Annotated in this window: 15 protein-coding genes; 7 read left to right on the top strand and 8 right to left on the bottom strand. The window is 58.6% G+C overall.

Features of this window, described 5'->3' with window-relative positions:
* Positions 1–77: 77 nt before the first annotated feature.
* Entirely contained in the window at positions 78–1,688 is a 1,611-nt protein-coding gene (locus Q354_RS0110140) for a methyl-accepting chemotaxis protein (protein WP_156948286.1), read from the bottom strand.
* 410 nt (positions 1,689–2,098) lie between these two features.
* On the opposite strand from Q354_RS0110140, the gene Q354_RS0110135 reads away from it, so the two are divergent.
* From Q354_RS0110135 to Q354_RS0110120, 4 genes are all read left to right on the top strand, one after another.
* Positions 2,099–3,082 carry a TRAP transporter substrate-binding protein gene (locus tag Q354_RS0110135; RefSeq protein WP_027857507.1) on the top strand — a complete coding sequence of 328 codons (984 nt, stop codon included), beginning with the start codon at positions 2,099–2,101 and terminating at the stop codon, positions 3,080–3,082.
* A 160-nt stretch (positions 3,083–3,242) separates the two neighbouring features.
* Entirely contained in the window at positions 3,243–3,821 is a 579-nt protein-coding gene (locus Q354_RS0110130) for a TRAP transporter small permease (protein WP_027857506.1), read from the top strand.
* On the top strand, positions 3,818–5,215 hold the full coding sequence (locus Q354_RS0110125) for a TRAP transporter large permease (protein WP_027857505.1): 1,398 nt from the start codon (positions 3,818–3,820) through the stop codon (positions 5,213–5,215). The genes Q354_RS0110130 and Q354_RS0110125 overlap by 4 nt, the downstream gene beginning before the upstream one ends.
* 194 nt (positions 5,216–5,409) lie before the next feature.
* The gene (locus tag Q354_RS0110120) at positions 5,410–5,907 is read left to right on the top strand and encodes a hypothetical protein (protein WP_027857504.1); all 498 of its coding nucleotides are present in this window, start codon (positions 5,410–5,412) and stop codon (positions 5,905–5,907) included.
* 99 nt (positions 5,908–6,006) lie between these two features.
* Here the strand turns inward: Q354_RS0110120 and ilvA are convergent, their stop codons facing one another.
* Positions 6,007–7,524, bottom strand: a complete 1,518-nt coding sequence (ilvA, locus tag Q354_RS0110115) for a threonine ammonia-lyase, biosynthetic (protein ID WP_027857503.1) — start codon at positions 7,522–7,524, stop codon at positions 6,007–6,009.
* A gap of 131 nt (positions 7,525–7,655) precedes the next feature.
* Here ilvA and rpiA point away from each other — a divergent pair, with 131 nt between their 5' ends.
* On the top strand, positions 7,656–8,327 hold the full coding sequence (gene rpiA / locus Q354_RS0110110; RefSeq protein ID WP_027857502.1) for a ribose-5-phosphate isomerase RpiA: 672 nt from the start codon (positions 7,656–7,658) through the stop codon (positions 8,325–8,327).
* Between the two features lie 117 nt (positions 8,328–8,444).
* On the opposite strand, the gene Q354_RS0110105 is transcribed toward rpiA, so the two are convergent.
* A complete protein-coding gene (locus tag Q354_RS0110105) occupies positions 8,445–8,843 on the bottom strand; it encodes a heavy metal-responsive transcriptional regulator (RefSeq protein ID WP_027857501.1) in 399 nt (132 codons plus the stop codon).
* A 44-nt stretch (positions 8,844–8,887) separates the two neighbouring features.
* On the bottom strand, positions 8,888–9,013 hold the full coding sequence (locus Q354_RS28865; protein ID WP_281174721.1) for a hypothetical protein: 126 nt from the start codon (positions 9,011–9,013) through the stop codon (positions 8,888–8,890).
* A gap of 334 nt (positions 9,014–9,347) precedes the next feature.
* Between Q354_RS28865 and Q354_RS0110095 the strand changes: the two genes are divergently transcribed.
* Complete coding sequence (locus Q354_RS0110095; protein WP_456085366.1) at positions 9,348–12,446, top strand: DUF748 domain-containing protein; 3,099 nt, start codon at positions 9,348–9,350, stop codon at positions 12,444–12,446.
* A gap of 72 nt (positions 12,447–12,518) precedes the next feature.
* On the opposite strand, the gene Q354_RS0110090 is transcribed toward Q354_RS0110095, so the two are convergent.
* Positions 12,519–15,032: an ABC transporter permease gene (locus Q354_RS0110090; RefSeq protein ID WP_027857499.1), complete on the bottom strand. Its 2,514-nt coding sequence runs from the start codon at positions 15,030–15,032 to the stop codon at positions 12,519–12,521.
* The gene (locus tag Q354_RS0110085; RefSeq protein ID WP_027857498.1) at positions 15,029–15,718 is read right to left on the bottom strand and encodes an ABC transporter ATP-binding protein; all 690 of its coding nucleotides are present in this window, start codon (positions 15,716–15,718) and stop codon (positions 15,029–15,031) included. The genes Q354_RS0110090 and Q354_RS0110085 overlap by 4 nt, the downstream gene beginning before the upstream one ends.
* Here Q354_RS0110085 and Q354_RS0110080 point away from each other — a divergent pair.
* The gene (locus Q354_RS0110080) at positions 15,717–16,334 is read left to right on the top strand and encodes an arylesterase (protein WP_027857497.1); all 618 of its coding nucleotides are present in this window, start codon (positions 15,717–15,719) and stop codon (positions 16,332–16,334) included. The two genes, Q354_RS0110085 and Q354_RS0110080, sit on opposite strands and share 2 nt — an antisense overlap.
* Here Q354_RS0110080 and Q354_RS27350 read toward each other — a convergent pair.
* Positions 16,252–18,045 carry an ATP-binding protein gene (locus Q354_RS27350; protein ID WP_051560033.1) on the bottom strand — a complete coding sequence of 598 codons (1,794 nt, stop codon included), beginning with the start codon at positions 18,043–18,045 and terminating at the stop codon, positions 16,252–16,254. The two genes, Q354_RS0110080 and Q354_RS27350, sit on opposite strands and share 83 nt — an antisense overlap.
* A 186-nt stretch (positions 18,046–18,231) precedes the next feature.
* Positions 18,232–18,813 (bottom strand): Fe-Mn family superoxide dismutase, encoded by a 582-nt coding sequence (locus tag Q354_RS0110070; RefSeq protein ID WP_027857496.1) that lies wholly within the window; start codon positions 18,811–18,813, stop codon positions 18,232–18,234.
* Positions 18,814–19,073 lie beyond the last annotated feature (260 nt).

The following is a 19,073-nucleotide window of genomic DNA, read 5'->3' as shown; positions in this document are numbered from 1 at the left end:
CGAAAAAGCCCCGCCGGGATATCCGGGCGGGGCTTTTTCTTAGCTTGCAGCTACCAGTTTATCGCTTACAGTTGCTTCTACAGCTTGAAGCGCGCCACCAGGCCTTCCAGCTGGCCGGCCAGTCCGCCCAGTTCCTGGGCGACGTTATTGAGCTTGGAAGCACGTTCGGAGGTGTGCTCCGAGGTCCGGGCGATCTGGCTGACGTTCTCCTCCACATCGGCCGCCATCTGGGTCTGCTCGGTGACGGAGGAGGCGACCTGATGGTTCATATCGTTGATCATCTTCACCTCTTCGGCGATATTCCCCAGCGCATTGGCGGTCTGCTGTACCTGAACCACACCCTCTTCGGCGCTGTCATGGGCACGCTGCATCACATCCACCGCATCGCGGGCATCGCTCTGCAGCTGCTCGATAATGGCATTGATCTCTTCGGTAGAGTTACGGGTGCGGCTGGCCAGGGTACGTACCTCATCCGCCACTACGGCGAAACCACGGCCCTGCTCGCCGGCCCGGGCGGCTTCAATCGCCGCGTTCAGGGCCAGCAGGTTGGTCTGTTCGGCGATCTTCTGGATCACCTCCAGCACGATGCCGACGTTCTGGCTCTGGTCATCCAGCTTATGGATTACCGTGGTGGCCTGATCGATATTCTGCTTCAGGGTCTCGATGGCCCTAATGGCATCGCTGGTGATTCCGGTACCGGCGCTGCTCTCCTGCAGCGCCATATCGGAGGCGGACACGGTGCTCTGGGCGCTGACTTCGACGCTGCGGGTGGCGGTTTTCATCTGCGCCATGGCGGAGGCAACCGCCGAGGTCTGCAGTTCCTGGTTGCGCACCGCTTCATCGGCCATATCGGCGATACTGTTGATATGGCGGCTGGAACTGCTCAGCTGGTGGATGGTATCGCTGACCTGAGTCAGGCTCTGGTGGAAGGCGTCCAGCATCGAGTTAAAGGAGTGCGCCATCGCGCCCATCTCATCGGAGGAATCGATGCTGACCCGCTGCTGCAGGTCTGAGTCCTGTTCGATCCGGCTGATGGTCTTGCTCATCTTGCGGATGGGTTTCACCACCATGCGACTCAGCAGCAGGCTGATCAGCAACACCCCGCCAATAAACAGGACCAGCTCGACCAGTGCCACGCTGATCAGATTGCTCTTAATCTTCTCATCCATATTGGCGAACGAATAGGTGACGCGTACTGCGCCCAGCACCGAACCCTCTTCGACCTGATGGCAGAGCAGGCAGTTGGTGCCCTTATAGGAGCTGCTGGCCTTCATCGGTGTGATCACGGTCAGGCGATGGCCCTGCTCGTCATCCAGCTCGGCAATAATCTGTTCACCCTTCATCGCCCGGCGGTCGAAGTCATCGATGATCTTCTCATCCGCACGGCCCGGACCATACACCTTACTCACGCTGTCACCACGGATGATTCGGGCCTCGATCACATCTTCGCTGGCGAGGATCTTTTCCTGCAGCGCCTGGCGATTATTCATGGCGCCACTGAGCATCAGGATATTGATACTGTCGAAGTAGGCGTCGGCTTTATCCAGTGTGGTGCGTTCGGCCACTTCAAGTACCAGCGATGATTCGCTGCGATAGATCGCACTGAGGGAGCTGACGAGTACCAGAAGGAAAACCGCGGCCAGAGAAAGGTTTATTTTTGTTTGTATCGAAAGGCCGGTTTTATTCACGATGCTATCCATAGTCCGAGTTGGTAAGGATTTAGACTGATATTTAATAATACATAAGCACTGCTAAAGATATAGAGATGCGTTCGATATTTTTCCGACGCAGATCAAAAAAGCCCTGCTTAATCTTGAGCGTTTGTTAATTTATCTGGCTTGGGCGGATTACCACCCCGGCTAAAACCGGGAATGGGTGGGGATCCACTCATTAACGGTTATCGGCCGGACGCCGGATAGTTAAAGTGTGTGTTTTTAAGTGTTTGATAAATAAAAGATATATTTTTATTTATCTGTGGTTTTTAAAATCTGGCCTGACTGTTGCTTTGTATAGGTTAGCGACGCCGATCCGGTTCCCGCCCGGTGACGTGACGTAAATACAAAAAACATAAAACAATACAAACAACAGGAGATGCATCATGCGTTTACTGACTGCTGCTGTCGCTTCCCTGGCTCTGATGGTAGGTGCCCAAACTGTTTCTGCGGCCCCGGTTGAGATTAAATTCTCCCATGTCGTGGCTGAAAACACCCCTAAAGGCAAGATGGCTACCAAGTTTAAAGAGCTGGTAGAAGAGCGTCTGGCCGGTAAGGTTGAAGTTAAGGTGTTCCCTAACTCCCAGCTGTTCGGCGACAACAAGGTACTGGAAGCGATGCTGCTGGGCGACGTGCAGATGGCGGCTCCGGCGCTGTCTAAATTCCAGAAGTACACCAAACAGCTGCAGATCTTTGACCTGCCTTTCCTGTTTAAAGATATGGAAGCGGTTGATCGTTTCCAGAACGGCCCTGATGGCCAGAAACTGCTCGGCTCACTGCAGAAGAAGGGCCTGGTTGGTCTGGGCTACCTGCACAATGGCATGAAACAGCTGTCTGCCAGCCAGCCGCTGAAAACCCCGGCGGATGCCGAAGGTAAGAAGTTCCGTATTATGACCTCCGACGTACTGCAGGCGCAGTTTGAAGCGGTCGATGCGGTACCACTGAAAAAGCCATTCTCCGAAGTATTTACCCTGCTGCAGACCCGGGCGATCGACGGTCAGGAAAACTCCTGGTCCAACATCTACTCGAAGAAATTCTTCGAAGTACAGCCTTATATCACCGAGTCCAACCACGGTCTGCTGGACTACATGGTCGTAACCTCTGCTGAGTTCTGGATGCAGCTGGATGATGACCTGCGCGTTGAAGTGAAGAAGGCTCTGGATGAAGCGATTGTCTACGGCAACAGCATCGCGGCTCAGAAAGATGCGGCTGACAAGCAGGCGATCATCGACTCCAAGCGTTCTGAAGTGATCGAAATCTCCGACGCTGAGCGTGCCCAGTGGGTGAAAGCGATGAAGCCGGTATGGAAGAAGTTTGAAGGCCAGATCGGTAAGGATCTGATCGATGCGGCCGTGGCGGCGAACAAGTAAGCAGCGCTGAATCCCGGGGCGGAACAGCCGTTCTGCCCCTTTATCCAATTCCGTAAAGAACTCAGAGGAGAGGCGCCTGTAGCCAGGCTGCCGGCTGTCCTGTGGGTTTTGCTGTCTGGCAATAACGATAAGAGCGGCAACAGCCGCTGAGAGGGGCCGTATGGAACGTAATATGGTAACTAAGCTGGAGGAGGGTTTCCTGTCCCTGCTTCTGGTATCGATGACCTTGCTGGTATTTGCCGAAGTGGTGATGCGCTTTGGCTTCAATGCCGGTATCCACTGGGCGCAGGAAGTGACCCTGTTATTAGCCGCATGGTTTGTGCTGTTTGGTGCATCCTACGGCGTCAAGGTCGGCGCCCATATCGGTGTCGATGTGTTTGTGAAAATGCTGCCGGGCAAAGCCCATCGCGGCTTCACCCTGCTGGCCGTTGGCCTGAGTCTGCTGTACAGCGGCCTGTTCCTGTACGGCTCCTGGATCTATATCAGCAAGATGAAGATGATCGGTATCGAGCTGGAAGACCTGCCGGTGCCGAAGTGGATTCCAATGAGCATCCTGGTGATCGGCTTCGTGCTGCTGATCGCACGCTTCCTGCAGTTGGGCTGGAAGGTGATGCGTGGCGAGGCCGAGGGCTTCCACTTTGCCGATGAAGCCAAGGAATCAATGGAGATCGCCGAAGAGCTGCAGCAGGCTGTGGCTGATCGAACCCAGACCGCTGAGACTCAGGAGGTGAAGTCATGACCATCGCCGTACTCTTTATCACCCTGTTTGGCTGTATGCTGATCGGTATGCCGATCGCCGTGGCGCTGGGGCTCTCCTCAGTCACCACCATACTGCTGTTTTCCAATGACTCGCTGGCATCGATTGCCCTGAAGCTGTTTGAGGCAACGTCCGAGCATTACACCCTGCTGGCGATCCCGTTCTTTATCCTGTCGTCCGCCTTCCTGTCGACCGGTGGTGTGGCCAAGCGCCTGATCAACTTTGCGATCGACAGCGTCGGCCATATCCGTGGCGGCCTGGCGATGGCCTCGGTGATGGCCTGCATGCTGTTCGCGGCGGTGTCCGGCTCCTCCCCGGCGACCGTGGCGGCGATCGGTACTATTGTCATCGCCGGTATGGTGCGCGCGGGCTATCCGCAGTCTTTCGCCGCGGGCGTTATCGCCAACGCCGGTACCCTGGGTATCCTGATCCCGCCTTCGATCGTGATGCTGGTCTACGCCGCTGCGACTGAGGTGTCCGCTTCACGTATGTTCATGGCCGGTTTCATTCCGGGCCTGATGATGGGTGGCATACTGATGCTGGCGATCTATATCGTCGCCCGTATCAAAAAGCTGCCATCGCAGCCGTTCCCGGGCGTGCGTCAGCTGGCGAAGTCCGGTGCGATCGCGCTGGGTGGCCTGATGCTGATCATTATCGTACTGGGTTCCATCTATGGCGGTGTAGCGTCTCCGACCGAAGCCGCAGCGGTTGCGGCGGTATACGCATACCTGATCTCCGTGCTGGGCTACCGTGATATCGGTCCGCTGAAAGGCGTGGCGTGGCGCAATGAGGGCGAAGGCCTGCTGACCGCGTCTGTACGCAACCTGCTGCAGATGCTGTGGGCGATGCCGCGTTCTGTCAGCAACCCGGAAGTGCGCAAGGTGCTGGTGGATGCCTCCAAGGTTTCCATGATGTTGCTGTTCATCATCGCCAACGCGATGCTGTTCGCCCACGTCCTGACGACCGAGCGTATCCCGCACAGCATTGCCGAGATCATTATCGAATGGGGCCTGCCTGCCTGGGGCTTCCTGATCGTAGTGAATATCCTGCTGCTGATTGCCGGTAACTTTATGGAGCCATCGGCGATCCTGCTGATCATGGCACCGATCCTGTTCCCGATCGCCACTCAGCTGGGTATCGACCCGATCCACCTGGGCATCATCATGGTGGTGAACATGGAGATCGGTATGCTGACACCGCCGGTAGGGCTCAACCTGTTTGTCACCGCCGGGATCACCGGCCGCAATATGGTGTGGGTCATCAAGGCCTGCCTGCCATGGCTCAGCCTGTTGCTGTTGTTCCTGATGCTGATTACCTATATCCCGCAGATATCCCTATTCCTGCCGGAGTATATCGATCAGCTGAACGGCTACTAGCCAACCTGTCCCAGCCAGGGAACGGACCTTGGCCACAGGATGTGGTCCTTTTTAATTGCTCTGGACTTTCGATGAGTGCAGTTAACCACCGCCCAGCGGTGGTTTTTTTTGCCTGTTTGACGGAGCGCATTACCCTTAGGCCCTGCACCTCACATATAATGGGGCGTTTTCACCCATATTGGAGCTACGCAGTAGTGGGATTCGTTGCCGCATTCTGGGGCCTGACCGGTGTTTGTCTGATATTCGGCAGTGCCATCTATCGCCTGAGCCAAATTGCCCTGCAGACGTTCGACAGCAGTCTGGACTGGTACCACTGGGCCGCACTGGTGTTCAGTCTGGTTTTTATGGGCTTTGCCGAGGGCTATCGGGGCTTTCAGCAGGGCTGGTCGCCACGGGTAGCCGCCCGGGTACGTTATCTGGCTGATAACGGCACACCGCTGCGCACCCTGCTGGCACCGCTGTTTTGTATGGGCTTCTTCGATATCCAGCGTAAACGCAAGATCGTTACCTATTGCCTGACGCTGGGGATTATCGCCCTGGTGCAGCTGGTACACCTGCTGGAACAGCCGTGGCGCGGCATCGTCGATGCCGGGGTGGTACTGGGACTGACCTGGGGCCTGGTATCGCTGCTGCTGTTTACCCTGCAGGCATTCTTCGGCAAGGGTTTCGAGCACTCGCCGGAGATGCCTTAAGAGCAGCGGGAAGTCATAAGCGGAGAGTCTAAGTTAAGGCTCAAAGCATAAAAAAAGCGCCGGTGGGCGCTTTTTTTATGCTTTGAGCGATCTGCCGGTTTAGCCGAGGAATAGCTTATAGGCGGCGTTGCCGGTTTCGTTGTAGTAGGTGTAGCCGATCTCGTCGAGGAAGGTATCGACCTGGCCCCGTTCCGCCTCTGCCACCTGCAGGCCGACCAGTACGCGACCGTAGGCGGCGCCGTGGTTACGGTAATGGAACATGGAGATATTCCAGCGCCCGCCCAGTTTGTTGAGGAACTTCATCAGGGCGCCGGGACGTTCCGGGAACTCGAAACGGTACACCACCTCATTGTCGACGCTGGCCGGGGCGTGGCCACCGACCATGTAGCGGACGTGCAGCTTGGCAGTCTCATCCTCGGTCAGGTCGACCACTTCATCGAGGTGCTCTTTCAGTTCACCCAGCAGCTCATCGCGGCCGTCGTTGTTGGGCTTGATCTGCACGCCAGCGAAAACGATCGCTTCGCGGTCATCGCTGTAACGGTAGTTGAACTCGGTGATATTGCGGCTGCCCAGCGCCTTGCAGAACTTCTTGAAGCTGCCGGGCTTCTCCGGGATCTTGGCGGCGATGATCGCCTCGCGCTTTTCACCCAGCTCAGAGCGCTCGGCGATATGGCGCAGGCGGTCGAAGTTGACGTTGGCACCGGAATCGATGGCGATCAGGGTCTGACCCTCAACCCCTTCACGCTCGACATACTTCTTCATCCCGGCCACGGCCAGGGCCCCGGCCGGTTCGCAGACTGAGCGGGTGTCGTCGAAGATATCCTTGATGGCGGCGCAGATCTCGTCGGTGCTGACGGTGATCACCTCGTCGACATTGTCCTTGGCGATCTCCCAGGTGTGCTCACCGATCTGGGCCACCGCCACGCCATCGGCAAAGATGCCGACCTGATCCAGGGTGTCGCGGAAGCCTTTGTCCATCGCCAGCTTGAGGCAGGCGGACTCGGCCGATTCAACGCCGATCACCTTGGTCTCCGGGCGCAGGTACTTCACATAGGCTGCGACCCCGGCGATCAGGCCACCGCCACCGACCGGGACGAAGATCGCATTGATCGGGCCGCCTTCCTGGCGCAGCATCTCCATCGCCACGGTTCCCTGGCCGGCGATCACATCCGGATCGTCATAGGGGTGGACATAGACCAGGCCTTTCTCGGCCATCAGCTTCTGCGAGTGCAGGCGTGCCTCGTCGAAGGCATCGCCGTGCAGCACCGCCTTGCCGCCGAGCCGGCGGACGTTGTTCACCTTCACGTCCGGGGTGGTTTTCGGCATTACGATGGTGGCTTTAATCCCCAGCTCACGCGCAGCAATCGCCACACCCTGCGCATGGTTGCCTGCAGAGGCGGTAATGACACCACGGGCCTTCTCTTCGTCGGTGAGCTGTACCATCTTGTTATAGGCACCACGCACTTTAAATGAGAACACCGGCTGTTCGTCTTCACGCTTCAGCAGGACCCGGTTATTCAGGCGCTCGGAGAGGCCGCGGGCCTCATCCAGCGGTGTCTCAACCGCTACGTCGTAGACGCGCGCTTCCAGAATTTTACGGATATATCGCTGCACCATCGGGGGAATTCTTCTGTAATTATTTAACGGGACAGAAATACTAAAGACTACGGGTCAACCCGTCTACAAGGGGGGCTGATCTATGCGTATAATTTAGCCACTTTATTAAGTCTATTTGCATTGGGTGGGGCATGACACAGGACGAAATGAAACAGGCGGTCGCGCAGGCGGCAGTGGATTACATCAAACCGAAGCTGAGTGAAGACAGCATCGTCGGCGTCGGTACCGGCTCGACTGCGAACTTCTTTATCGATGCCCTGGCAGAGATCAAGCATCTGTTTGATGGCGCTGTAGCCAGCTCGGAAGCAACCGCAGAACGCCTGAAAAACCACGGTATCACAGTCTATGAACTGAACAACGTGGCGGAAATGGAAGTCTATGTGGATGGTGCCGATGAATTTGACGGCGGCCTCAATCTGGTGAAGGGCGGCGGTGGCGCCCTGACCCGCGAGAAGATCGTCGCGGCGGTGGCAAAAGAGTTTGTCTGCATCGTCGACAGCACTAAAAAAGTGGATGTGCTGGGTGAATTCCCGCTGCCGGTGGAAGTGATCCCGATGGCGCGCTCCTATGTTGCCCGCGAACTGGTGAAACTGGACGGTATGCCGGTATGGCGCGAGGGCTTCGTCACCGATAACGGTAACCTGATCCTCGATGTGCACGATATGGAGATCACCGAGCCGAAGGAACTGGAAGAGTTCGTTAACAATATCACCGGTGTTGTGACCAACGGCCTGTTCGCTAACCGCGGCGCGGATATCGTACTGATGGGCACCGAACAGGGTGTTGAGACGCTGACGCTTTAAGCGCAGCGGCTCGCTGAAAGCAGTCAGCCATAAGTTAAAGCGTTACGAAGAGCCTCGTCGATGACGGGGCTTTTTTGTGCCTGCCTGAAGCCAAGCACTTGCCGCTTTTAGCTGCTTTCAATGCTTGAGATTTTCGATAATCGGGCAGTCGGAGACGGTGCCGTCGCCGCAGCAAAGCGAGGAGAGAGTCTGCAGCGAGTGTTGCAGTGACTGCAGCTGTTCGATCTTCTGCTCTACCAGCCGGATCTTGGTTTCGATCTTCTGTTTCACCAGCGCAGAGCTGGTATCGGGATCGGTCTGCAGGTTGAGCAGTTCGAGGATCTCTTCCAGCGAGAAGCCGAGGTCCTTGCAGCGCTGGATAAAGTGCAGCCGTTGCAGGGTGCTGTCGTTGTAGAGGCGGTAGCCGGAAGGAAGGCGCTGGGCAGGAGAGATCAGGCCACGGCGTTCGTAATAGCGGATCGCTTCGACGCTGAGGCCTGACTGACGGGCAATTTCACCGATCTTGAATGTGCTCACAGGTTTCCTCCCGGACTCCCCGTGGCCGATTCAGCGGGGATTGATTACCACTGCACCACTTTAGTCAGTACGATGCTGACCGGCATGGTGACCCACAGCAGTGCCAGAATATTGATAAAGATCCAGCCCCAGCCCGCTGATTCGCGGAAATTTTCGTCATGATCAGCCATCGTATCACCCTCAAATTGTAATTAAGAGACCCCTGCCAGCCGGACGGGCCGGGGCATCGGTAGTCAGAAACAGGATGTCCGGTCGCATGATGAACGGAGCGTCATCTCGCCGGAGCTTACTTACTTGCTGTCGCTGTCATCCCGGCCTCTGAGTCAGGGGCGGTGCAGCGATCTAATATGTTTAAAAAACGCACAGAACTGTCTTTGGCGGGCGATTCTAGCAGGAAAGGTAGGGCAATTACAGGGCCAGGCCTCCGCACCGCACCGGCCTGTCGCAGATAGCCCGCAGGGAATACGCTTTTATTCTGAAGCTGATAAAGAGAAATAAAAAGGGCTGGGAACGTTATCAACTGCTTGTATCATAGACAGCTGGAACAGGACGGACAGGCTTAGGACGATTGCTATGCGTTGGTTAGCGGGAATATTGATAACGCTGTTGATGGTGCTGCATACGCTGCCTTATCTGGTACGCGACCAGATTGTAATCTGGCTGCGTGATCAGGGCGTGGAGCAGGTGCGACTGGATGCGCTGCGGCTGAACTGGTTCAGCGGCCGGTTGCAGCTGAAGGGCTTTTACGCCGCCACAGAGGGACGCGAGCCGCTGCAGCTGGATTATTTCAATCTGAAGCTGAACTACGGTGCTATGGCGGATAAGCGCCTGCTGGTAGAACAGATTCTGATTGCCGGGCTGAAAGGTGGGATTTCACAGCAGGACGATCAGCTCTGGCTGGGGCCGCTGGACCTGACCAAGCTCGGCGGTGAGGCAGAGGAAGCGGCACCTGAAGCAGAGCCGCCGCCGGCTGAAGCCAGCGACTGGAGCGCCGGTATCGGCAATATCAGTATCAGCGACCTGGACTGGAAGGCGCAGCTGGATAAGCAGAAGCACCGGCTGCAGCTGGATCAGCTGGCACTGAACCACATCTATCTCTGGGATCAGCAGCGCCAGACCGAACTGCTGTTGCAGGGGCGCGTCAATCAGGCACCGTTTGCTATCGATACCAAAGCGGTGCCACTGCCTGAACATAAGACCTCTGCCGTCAAACTGAAACTGGACGGCTTTCCGCTGCATAGCGTGACGGCTGCCTTCGAGCCGCGCTTTGAAGGCCTGCTGGATCTCGACCTCAGCCTGGCTGCGGACCTGCAGGGACAGGACGGTACCCTGAAGCCGGAGGGCCTGATCCGCCTGCGTAAGATCCGCTGGGAAGATGAGGCGATCAGCCTGAAGCAGAAACAGCTCAGCTGGCAGGGCAACCTGGAGCTGACACTGGCTGAACTGAAGCCGACCCGGCTGGTCAGCGACAGTGCCCTGAGCCTGAAAGGCATTGGCCTGAAACAGGCTGAGCAGGCTGTACAGCTGGATACGCTGGGCTGGAAGGGAACCCTGGACCTTGCCCTGAAAGACAGTCTGCCCAGTCAGCTGAAAGCCAAAGGCCGGATTGATCTGGATAAGCTGAAGGCTGAAGCCGCTCCGGCGGCCCAGGCGGCCAGCCTGAACTCATTACGCTGGAAGGGCGACCTGTCACTGCAGATGGCTGACCTGAAGCCGACCCGGGTGCGCACGGACAGCGGCCTGGAGCTGGCGGGTATCGGCCTGCAACAGCCGGAGCAGTCGTTGCAGCTGGCGCGTATCGGCTGGCAGGGCAAGCTCGATCTGGGGCTGAAAGACAACGTACCGCAAAAGCTGAAAGCCAACGGCAACCTTGGCCTGGATAAACTGCAGGTCGCCATGGCTGAAGGGCAGCGCTCGGCGGCTCTGGAGACGCTGCGCTGGGAACTTGGCAGCGAACTCGGGTTTACAGAGGGGCATCCGTCGACGCTGGATTCCAGTCATCAGCTGCAGCTGCAGGGCATTCAGGCGGCTGAAGCCCGGCGTAAGGCGCAGATCGGTGCACTGGCGTTGAACGCGGATGTGGCATCCGGGGATATGCAGGCGTTTAGGGTTAAGTTGCCTCAGCTGCAGCTGGACAACGCGGCCGTGGATGGAGCAGAAGATCAGCTGATCAGTCTGCAGCAGCTGGTGCTGGAACAACTGGATATGCAGCACACGGCGCAGATCGATCTGCAGCAACTGCGTCTCGAAGGGCTGAAAGTGGCCGGCGATCGCCAGCACCTGACCGATGTGAAAAGTCTGCAGGTCAATCAGCTACAGTTGGCAGATATGCAGCACCTGCAGATCCGCCAGCTGCTGCTGCGTGACTCCGACAGCTGGGTGAAGTTAGATAAACAGGCCCAGCTGAGTGATGTCGAGTGGCTGAAGCAACAGCTGGGACTGGCCGAGTCATCGGCAACCGCAGCCTCGGACAAAGCTGGTGACAGCAGTGGCAGAGATAAAGCGACGCCGGCCACCCAGGAGGCCCAGCCGATGCGGGTGCAGCTGGGGCAGCTGCTGGTCAGCGGCAGTAATAAGATCCATATCCGCGACCGCAGTGTAAAGCCAAGCTATAAGTCCGATATCGATCTGCAGCGTTTCAGCCTGTCTGATATCGATACCGGTGCCGTGCAAGCCAGTCCGTTTGAACTCAAGGCCCGGCTTGAGGCTTTTGCCAGCCTGACGGCCGAGGGCGAGATCGAATTGATGGGCGAGCAGCATAACGGCCACTGGAAGGCCAATATAGAAGGTCTTGAGCTGCCGCAGCTGAGCCCCTATGCCCTGAAACACACCGGCTACTATGTCCGCAGCGGCCAGCTTAATCTGGAGGCCAGCGGTAAGATCAGCAAGGGGGTGGTTAATGCCGGTAACAAGATCCGCATCAACCGCCTCGATGTGGAGCCGGGCAATAAGGACAAGATGGCTGAATTCAGTAAGCGTCTGACGATGCCACTGGAGACGGCAATATCGGTGCTGCAGGACAAGCGCGACAATATCTCTCTGGACGTACCGGTGAAAGGACCGGTGAACGATCTCGACTTTGGTTATCAGAGCGTGATTAATCTGCTGGCGAAGAAAGGGGTCAAGCAGGCGGCGATGAGCTACCTGAGTAAGGCGTTGCAGCCCTATGGTCTGCTGATCTCACTGGCCAGCACGGCGATGGATGCCCGCAGTAACGGCACCTTCATCACCCTGCAGCCGGTTAGCTTTGCCGCCGGTTCCAGTAAGCTGGACCGCACCGCCGAAGATTACCTGGTGAAGATAGCCGGTATGCTGAAGGAACGTGACGCCATGCGCCTGAATATCTGTGGCGCCGTGGCGCCGTCGGATGCCCGGCAGCTGAAGCCGGCATTGCTGGCGGAAAATAAGAAGCGTAAGAAGCCGTTGCCGGCGGATCAGATTCAGGAACAGCTGGAACAACAACTGCGCACCCTGGCCGAGAAGCGTGGCGAGCAGGTGAAGCAGCGACTGCTGGAAGAGGTGAAGGCTGATCGTCTCTACACCTGCTTTGTGCAGGTCGGGGATGATCCGGAAGCCAAGCCGGAGGTGAAACTGGGCCTCTGAGGCATTTGCTCTCTGTCTGTCCAGCAAAAAAGCCAGCGCATTGCGCTGGCTTTTTGAGTTCCGGACTCTGGGCTAGCCAGCCCGCAACAACCGGTAACAGTGACGCTGGTCCAGCGCCCGCCGTCCGGTCAGGCCAATCAGCAGGAACAGGGCTGTTGCCAGCAGCGGCAGCATCACCCACAGCGCCGGGTGCAGCTCCGGCTCGATACGGATCAGCTGGCCATACAGGGGCCACAGCGCCAGTTCTGCCAGCACTGCGGCCATCAGGCCACAGACCATACCTAGCAGGGCAAATTCCATCAGGTCCAGCTGGCGGGCCTGCTTCGGCGTCGCCCCCAGTACCTGAATCAGGGCGTTCTCGTAACGCCGCTGCTCCAGCTCCTGGGTCAGGCTGGTAAACAGCAATAACAGTCCGGCAGCCAGCGTCAGCCCCATCACCAGCCCGGAGGCGTCGACCAGATGCGATACCAGTTCCCGGGCCTGATCCAGCAGCTGGCGGATATCGATCAGGGTCAGGGTAGGGAACTGCGCGATCAGGTCGGCCGCCAGTGTCTGCTGTTGCGGCGGTGTACTGAAGCTGGTGATGTAGCTGACCGGCAGCTGGTCCAGCGCCCCGGGCGAGAAGATGACATAGAAACTGGGCCTGAAGCTCTGCCAGTCGACATCGCGGATACTGCTGAGGGTGGCGGTGACCGTCTGGCCGGCAATATTGAAGCTGACCTGGTCGCCCAGCTTCAGCCCCAGTTGCTGGGCCATCTCGGTTTCGACCGAGATCTCGCCCTTCGCCTCCGCGCCGTGCCACTTACCCTCGCGGATGCGGTTGTGGTCGGATAACTGCGCTCCCCAGGTCAGGTTCAGTTCCCGGTTCAGGGCATTGTGCTTGCGCTGTTGCGGGTTAAAGGCGTCGGCGGCGGTGACGCCATTCAGGGCGCCGATCCGTCCCCGTACCATCGGATAGAGGCGGCTGTCGACCTGTCGCGCCTGCAGGAAAGCGGCGAGTGGCTGCTGCTCCCAGGACTGAATATTGACGACAAAGTGGTCCGGCGTTTGCGCCGGCAACTGTTGCTGCCAGCGGTCGATCAGGTCATTGCGGCTCACCAGTGCGATCGCGGCGATCGCCAGCAGCAGGCTCATGGCCGGAATCTGCAGGCGGTGCCAGCGGCGCTGTTGCTGCATCCGCAACTGCAGTAAGCGTCCCAGCGGCAGCCGGGCGGCTAGCCTCCGGCTCAGCTGCTGGACCAGCCAGCTGCCGGAAAACGCCAGTAGTACCGAGCTGATTATCAATCCGCTCAGCAATAGCAGGCTGAGGCGGATATCGCCGAGGTAGAACAGCAGTAGGCCGAGCAGCGCGGCCAGTGCCAGCAGTTGCAGGCTGCGGCCGGTCAGTGGCGTCGCATTGTCCTGCTGACTGAACAGGCGGCTGACAGATACCCGGCTGATCGACAGAATCGGCGCCAGTCCCAGTGTCAGCAGGATCATCAGTCCCAGCAACGCGCCGCTGCCGTAGAGCCAGAGCGAGGCGGCCGGTACCGGTTGCGGCAGCAGGTCTGCCAGCATACCCAGGGCCAGTTGTTCCGCGGCCATCGCCAGCAGGGTGCCGGGTAGGGCACAGATCAGGCCGGCGATCAGCAGCTGGCACAGGTAGAGCTGTACCAGTTGCTGCGGTGTCAGTCCCAGGCTCAGCAGCAGCGCCGCGCGCTGGCTGCTGCTGCGGGTATAGCGGCGCAGGCTCAGGGTAATTGTCAGGGCGCAGAGCAGCAGGGCCAGCAGGGCCCCGAGGCGCAGGTAACTGGCGGCGTTATTCAGCGCGCCGCCGCTGAAGTTCTGTTGTGACTGCAGTGAAATCAGGCGTTCACCGCTTTGCAGCCGGGGCTTCAGCCACTGTTCGAACTGCTGCAGCGTATCCTGTTCACCGGCATACAGCTGACGGTAGCGCACCCGGGCCCCGGGGCCGAGCAGGCCACTGGCTTCGAGATCCGCGGCACTGATCAGTGCCTGCGGGCTGAAACTGCCGAAACCGCTGCCGCGATCAGGCGAGCTTTGCATCACGGCGCTGATCTGTAGTTCCAGGTAGCCGACCTGTATCAGGTCGCCCGGCTGGGCGCGCAGCCGTTCCAGAATGGCCGTGTCGACCCAGATCTGTCCCGCTTGCGGCAAATCGTGGTTATTATCGCTACGGGTAACGATCTCACCGCGCAGCGGGTAGGGCGGCGTGACAACCTTCAATGAACTAAGCAGCAGCTGGTCTTCGAAGCTGAGCATGGAGTTGAACTGGATCACTTCACTGCTTTGCAGTCCCAGTTGCCCGGCCTGCTGGCGATACTCCGCAGGCAGCGGCCGGCTGTTGCGGATCACCAGGTCGGCACCGAGGATATCCGCTGTCTGGCGCTGCAGGCTCTGTTCCATGCGATTCCCCAGCAGGGCCAGCAGGGTGGCCAGGGTGATCGCCACCAGCAGGGCCAGCAACAGGGCGCGCCACTGGGGTTGTTTCAGGCCGCTGCGGCTCTGTTGCCAGGCCAGCCGCCACAGCAGGCCGTGGCGGTTGCGCGTGTCCGGCGGGCTGATCAGGGTGCTGTCGCCTCTCATCTGCGCTCCTCAAGGTTGCCCTGATGCAGGTGCAGGCAGCGGTCGCAGCGTGCCGCCAGCTCATGGTCATGGGTGATCAGGATCAGGGTGGTGTTCTGCTCGCGGTTAAAGCGGAACAGCTGCTCGACAATGCCGCTGCCGGTGCTCTCATCGAGGTTGCCGGTGGGTTCATCGGCGAACAGGATATCCGGGGTGGTGGCAAAGGCCCGTGCCAGTGCCACCCGCTGTTGCTCACCACCGGACAGTTCGGCCGGCCGGTGGCTGATGCGATCGCCAAGTCCCACCTGCTGTAGCCAGCGCACCGCGTCATTATCGGCGGACGGGTTACCGCGGATCTCCAGTGGCAGGCGGACATTTTCCAGCGCGCTGAGTTCGGGCAGCAGGTGGAAAGACTGGAACACAAAACTGATATGGCGCGAACGCAGGTTGGCGCGGGCGCTGTCATCCAGTTGCCGGGTATCGTAGCCAATCAGCTCTACGGCACCGCCGCTGGGCAGGTCCAACCCGGCCAGCAGGCTGAGTAGCGTCGACTTCCCGGCACCTGAAGGACCGGTGATCGCGACGCTTTCGCCGCGGCGGATCTGTAGCGAAATCTGCTGGAACAGATCCAGCTCGCCGGCTTGAGTTGTGAAGCGTTTTACGACATCGTTGGCAGATACCACTATCTCTGTGTCTGGAGGCGTCATGTTCCGGGTTCTCTTCATCCTGATTCTGCTAAGTATGGCCAGCCTGGCCCAGGCGCGCACCCTGCTGGTGTTGGGCGACAGCATCTCCGCAGCCTACGGCATGCCGCCGGAGCGCGGTTGGGTGCAGCTGCTGGCGTCGCGCCTGAGTCAGCACCAGCCCGATATCGAGGTCGTCAATGCCAGTATCAGTGGCGACACCACTCAGGGCGGAATCGCCCGGCTGCCGCTGCTACTGCAACAGCATCAGCCGCGCTGGCTGCTGCTGGAACTGGGCGGCAACGATGGCCTGCGCGGCACGCCGCCGGGTATTATCCGAAAAAACCTGCTGCGGCTGGTCACGCTGGCACAGCAGTCCGGTGCCGAGGTGTTGCTGCTGGGGATGCGCATCCCGCCTAACTATGGCCCCGTGTATGCGAAAAAGTTCGCTGATAATTACCGCTGGGTGGCGCAACAGACGGCTACCACGCTGATTCCGTTCTTTATGCAGGCGGTGGCGTTACGGCCGGAGCTGATGCAGGCGGATGGTATCCATCCTAATGCAGAGGCGCAGCCGTTGCTGCTGGAGACGCTGTGGCCTCAGCTGCAGCCGCTGTTGCCTGGCCCAGCGGAATCCTGATTTCGATTCGGGTGCCATAGCCAATCCGGGAGTGCAGGCTGAAGCAGCCCCCCAGTGCGATCACCCGCTCGCGCATCCCGATCAGGCCAAAGCCTGAGCCCCGGGTGCTGCTGTTATGCATCAGGCTGTCGTCAAAGCCGCAGCCATCATCCTCAATCAGCAGCACCAGATGATCATCCGCTGTGCCAACCTCCTTACGATGCAACTCCAGTTTCAGCTGAGAGGCCTGCGAGTGGCGTTGAATATTGGTCAGCGCCTCCTGCACCAGGCGGTAGAGGGTGATGTTGTACTCTTCGCTCATCTCGTTGAGGGCACCACTGAAGCGGCTGTTGAGGGCGATGCCCTTGTCCTCCAGGCGCAGGTTGGCGATGCATTCGCGCATGGCATCGACCAGTCCCAGATCGTCCATCGCTGTCGGGCGCAGGCTGCGCATCAGGTCATAGGTGACGGCGTATATATGGCGTGCGATGGTATCGATGGAGTCGGCACTCTGGTGCACCGGGCTGTTCTCGTTTTTGTACAGCTGTTTCAGCATCTGGGCATCGGTGCGGATCGCGGTCAGTGACTGGCCCAGTTCGTCGTGCAGCTCACGCGCCAGGTGACGCCGCTCCTTCTCCTGAATCTGCAGGATACGGTGTGCCAGGTTCCGGTTCTCTTCTAGCTGCTCATTCAGCTCCCGGGTTCGCTGCGTAACCCGTTTTTCCAGCTGCTGTCGTTCATTTTCCAGCTCTTCGATCGCATCCTGACGTTGCTGGCTGGCTTCCTGTTTCTGTACCCGATAGGCCGTAAACAGCTTCAGTCCCGCCAGGGAGATCAGCAGCGCGCCCAGCATCAGCGGCCAGTTCAGGTCCTGAAAGCGTACCGGATGCAGCAGTCGCATCTGCAGTGGCTGACCGAAGTGATTGAGATGGTGGGTGACGCTGAGGACCGGCAACAATGAATGTTCCCTCAGGCTGATGCCCGCTTCCAGCATCGATTCACCGTGGCGGTTGAGCAGGCTGAAATGGGTGAAGGCGGAGGGTTGAGGCCCCAATGCCAGCAGGTCATCGTAGTTCACCACCAGGGAAATCACGAAATCAGCATCCAGGGCCGCCGGGTTGTCCGTCGTGTAGACCGCCTGGAACAGGGCGTAACCCAGATCAGAGGTCAGCTTAAAGGGCTCAGAGGCGGCTGGCTGGCGGTAGAGGTTGCTGCTGCTGAAGGGCTTTTCAAAGCGCTTGTCGAGGCTCAGGTCACTGCCCAGCAGATGACGGGTTCCGGCGGTGTAGGGCTCGACAAAGGTCATCGGATAGTAGAACTGGCGGGGCGGAATACTGACGCCGCTGCTGTCGGTATCGGGCTGGGCGATTTTGACAAAAAAGCGATCATAGCCGCGCCGGCGCATCTGCTGCTCAAATTCCCCCAGCGCCAGGGCGGAAACCCGCTGCTGGATCTGCAGGCGTACCAGGTGAGGATAGCGTTCGCGCATGGTGTTGGCAAAACGGCGCAGGGTTTCGTGGTCACCGGGGCCGGTGGCGGCCAGGGTGGCAAAGTTCTGCAACAGCACCTCGTTGAGCCGGGTACGGTCGTTCAGGCTGTCGGCCAGGTACCGGCCTTCATCCTGCAGGTTCTGTTCGAGCCGGCTGAGATCGAACTGGATCAGGACCGTCATCAGCAGACTGACCAGCAGTAGCCAGAGTGCGGGTATGGTTAGCTTATGCAGGGGTTGCATCGGATTACAGACGTCCTGTCACCGGATAATGTGACAAGGCAGTTTAGCGCTATCCGCAGGACAGGGAAATACGCGGGATGCGGTTGTGTCCACGCTGAGCCGAGAGCGGAGGAGATCATCGACGGACGGACACAAAAAAAGCACCCGCAGGTGCTTTTTCTATCGTGGAGCCAGGCTCCGGTGGGGTCAGGCGAAGTTTTCGTTCGCGAAGTCCCAGTTTACCAGCGCCCAGAAACCTTTCAGGTAGTCAGGACGAACGTTACGGTAATCGATGTAGTAAGCGTGCTCCCACAGGTCAACAGTCAGCAGTGCTTTCTGGCCGTTAGTCATCGGGGTACCCGCGTTGCTGGTGTTAACGATTTCCAGGGAACCGTCAGCATTCTTAACCAGCCAGGTCCAGCTGGAACCGAAGTTGTTGACAGCTTTGTCGTTCAGCTCGGCCTGGAATTCTGCGAAAGAACCCCACTTAGCGTTGATCGCGTCAGCGATAGCACCGGTTGGCTCGCCGCCACCGTTTGGCGACAGGCAGTTCCAGTAGAAGGTGTGGTTCCAGATCTGAGCCGCGTTGTTGAAAACGCCGCCAGCCGGAGCCGCCATGATGATCTCTTCCAGAGATTTGCCTTCGTACTCAGTGCCAGGAACCAGACCGTTCAGCTTAACCACGTAAGTGTTGTGGTGTTTGCCGTGGTGGAAGTCCAGAGTTTCTGAAGAAATGTGTGGTTCCAGGGCGTCCTTTGCGTAAGGCAGCGGCGGAAGTTCAAAGCTCATAAGTCTCACCTTAATTTATTGGATATACACGCATTGTGCCGGCTGAGGTCTGCGCTGATCCGCACGGCCACCGGCCCTTGTCATTGTTAGAGTGGGAGAATAATAGCACCGCTGATATTGCATTTCATGGTACAAAGTGTGCGGTTAATCCCCGGGCTATATGGGGATTAGCTTAAATCAGGTCAGGTGCTGGTGAATATCGGTTTACGACTAAAGTGTGCTAGGCGTGACCGGTGTTGGCCCTAGAATGGTTTATCCAG

This window comes from Marinobacterium jannaschii DSM 6295 (assembly GCF_000620085.1).
GTDB classification, from domain to species: Bacteria; Pseudomonadota; Gammaproteobacteria; order Pseudomonadales; family Balneatricaceae; genus Pontibacterium; species Pontibacterium jannaschii.
This window is presented reverse-complemented; position numbering and strand designations above follow the sequence as displayed.

Excerpts from the sequence above, each read along its gene's own strand:
- Q354_RS0110130 (WP_027857506.1), top strand. The coding sequence starts at position 3,243 with ATGGAACGTAATATGGTAACTAAGCTGGAGGAGGGTTTCCTGTCCCTG.
- Q354_RS27350 (WP_051560033.1), bottom strand. The coding sequence starts at position 18,045 with ATGCAACCCCTGCATAAGCTAACCATACCCGCACTCTGGCTACTGCTG.
- Q354_RS28865 (WP_281174721.1), bottom strand. The coding sequence starts at position 9,013 with ATGGCTGATCATGACGAAAATTTCCGCGAATCAGCGGGCTGGGGCTGG.
- Q354_RS0110080 (WP_027857497.1), top strand. The coding sequence starts at position 15,717 with ATGTTCCGGGTTCTCTTCATCCTGATTCTGCTAAGTATGGCCAGCCTG.
- rpiA (WP_027857502.1), top strand. The coding sequence starts at position 7,656 with ATGACACAGGACGAAATGAAACAGGCGGTCGCGCAGGCGGCAGTGGAT.
- Q354_RS0110090 (WP_027857499.1), bottom strand. The coding sequence starts at position 15,032 with ATGAGAGGCGACAGCACCCTGATCAGCCCGCCGGACACGCGCAACCGC.
- ilvA (WP_027857503.1), bottom strand. The coding sequence starts at position 7,524 with ATGGTGCAGCGATATATCCGTAAAATTCTGGAAGCGCGCGTCTACGAC.
- Q354_RS0110135 (WP_027857507.1), top strand. The coding sequence starts at position 2,099 with ATGCGTTTACTGACTGCTGCTGTCGCTTCCCTGGCTCTGATGGTAGGT.
- Q354_RS0110125 (WP_027857505.1), top strand. The coding sequence starts at position 3,818 with ATGACCATCGCCGTACTCTTTATCACCCTGTTTGGCTGTATGCTGATC.
- Q354_RS0110070 (WP_027857496.1), bottom strand. The coding sequence starts at position 18,813 with ATGAGCTTTGAACTTCCGCCGCTGCCTTACGCAAAGGACGCCCTGGAA.
- Q354_RS0110085 (WP_027857498.1), bottom strand. The coding sequence starts at position 15,718 with ATGACGCCTCCAGACACAGAGATAGTGGTATCTGCCAACGATGTCGTA.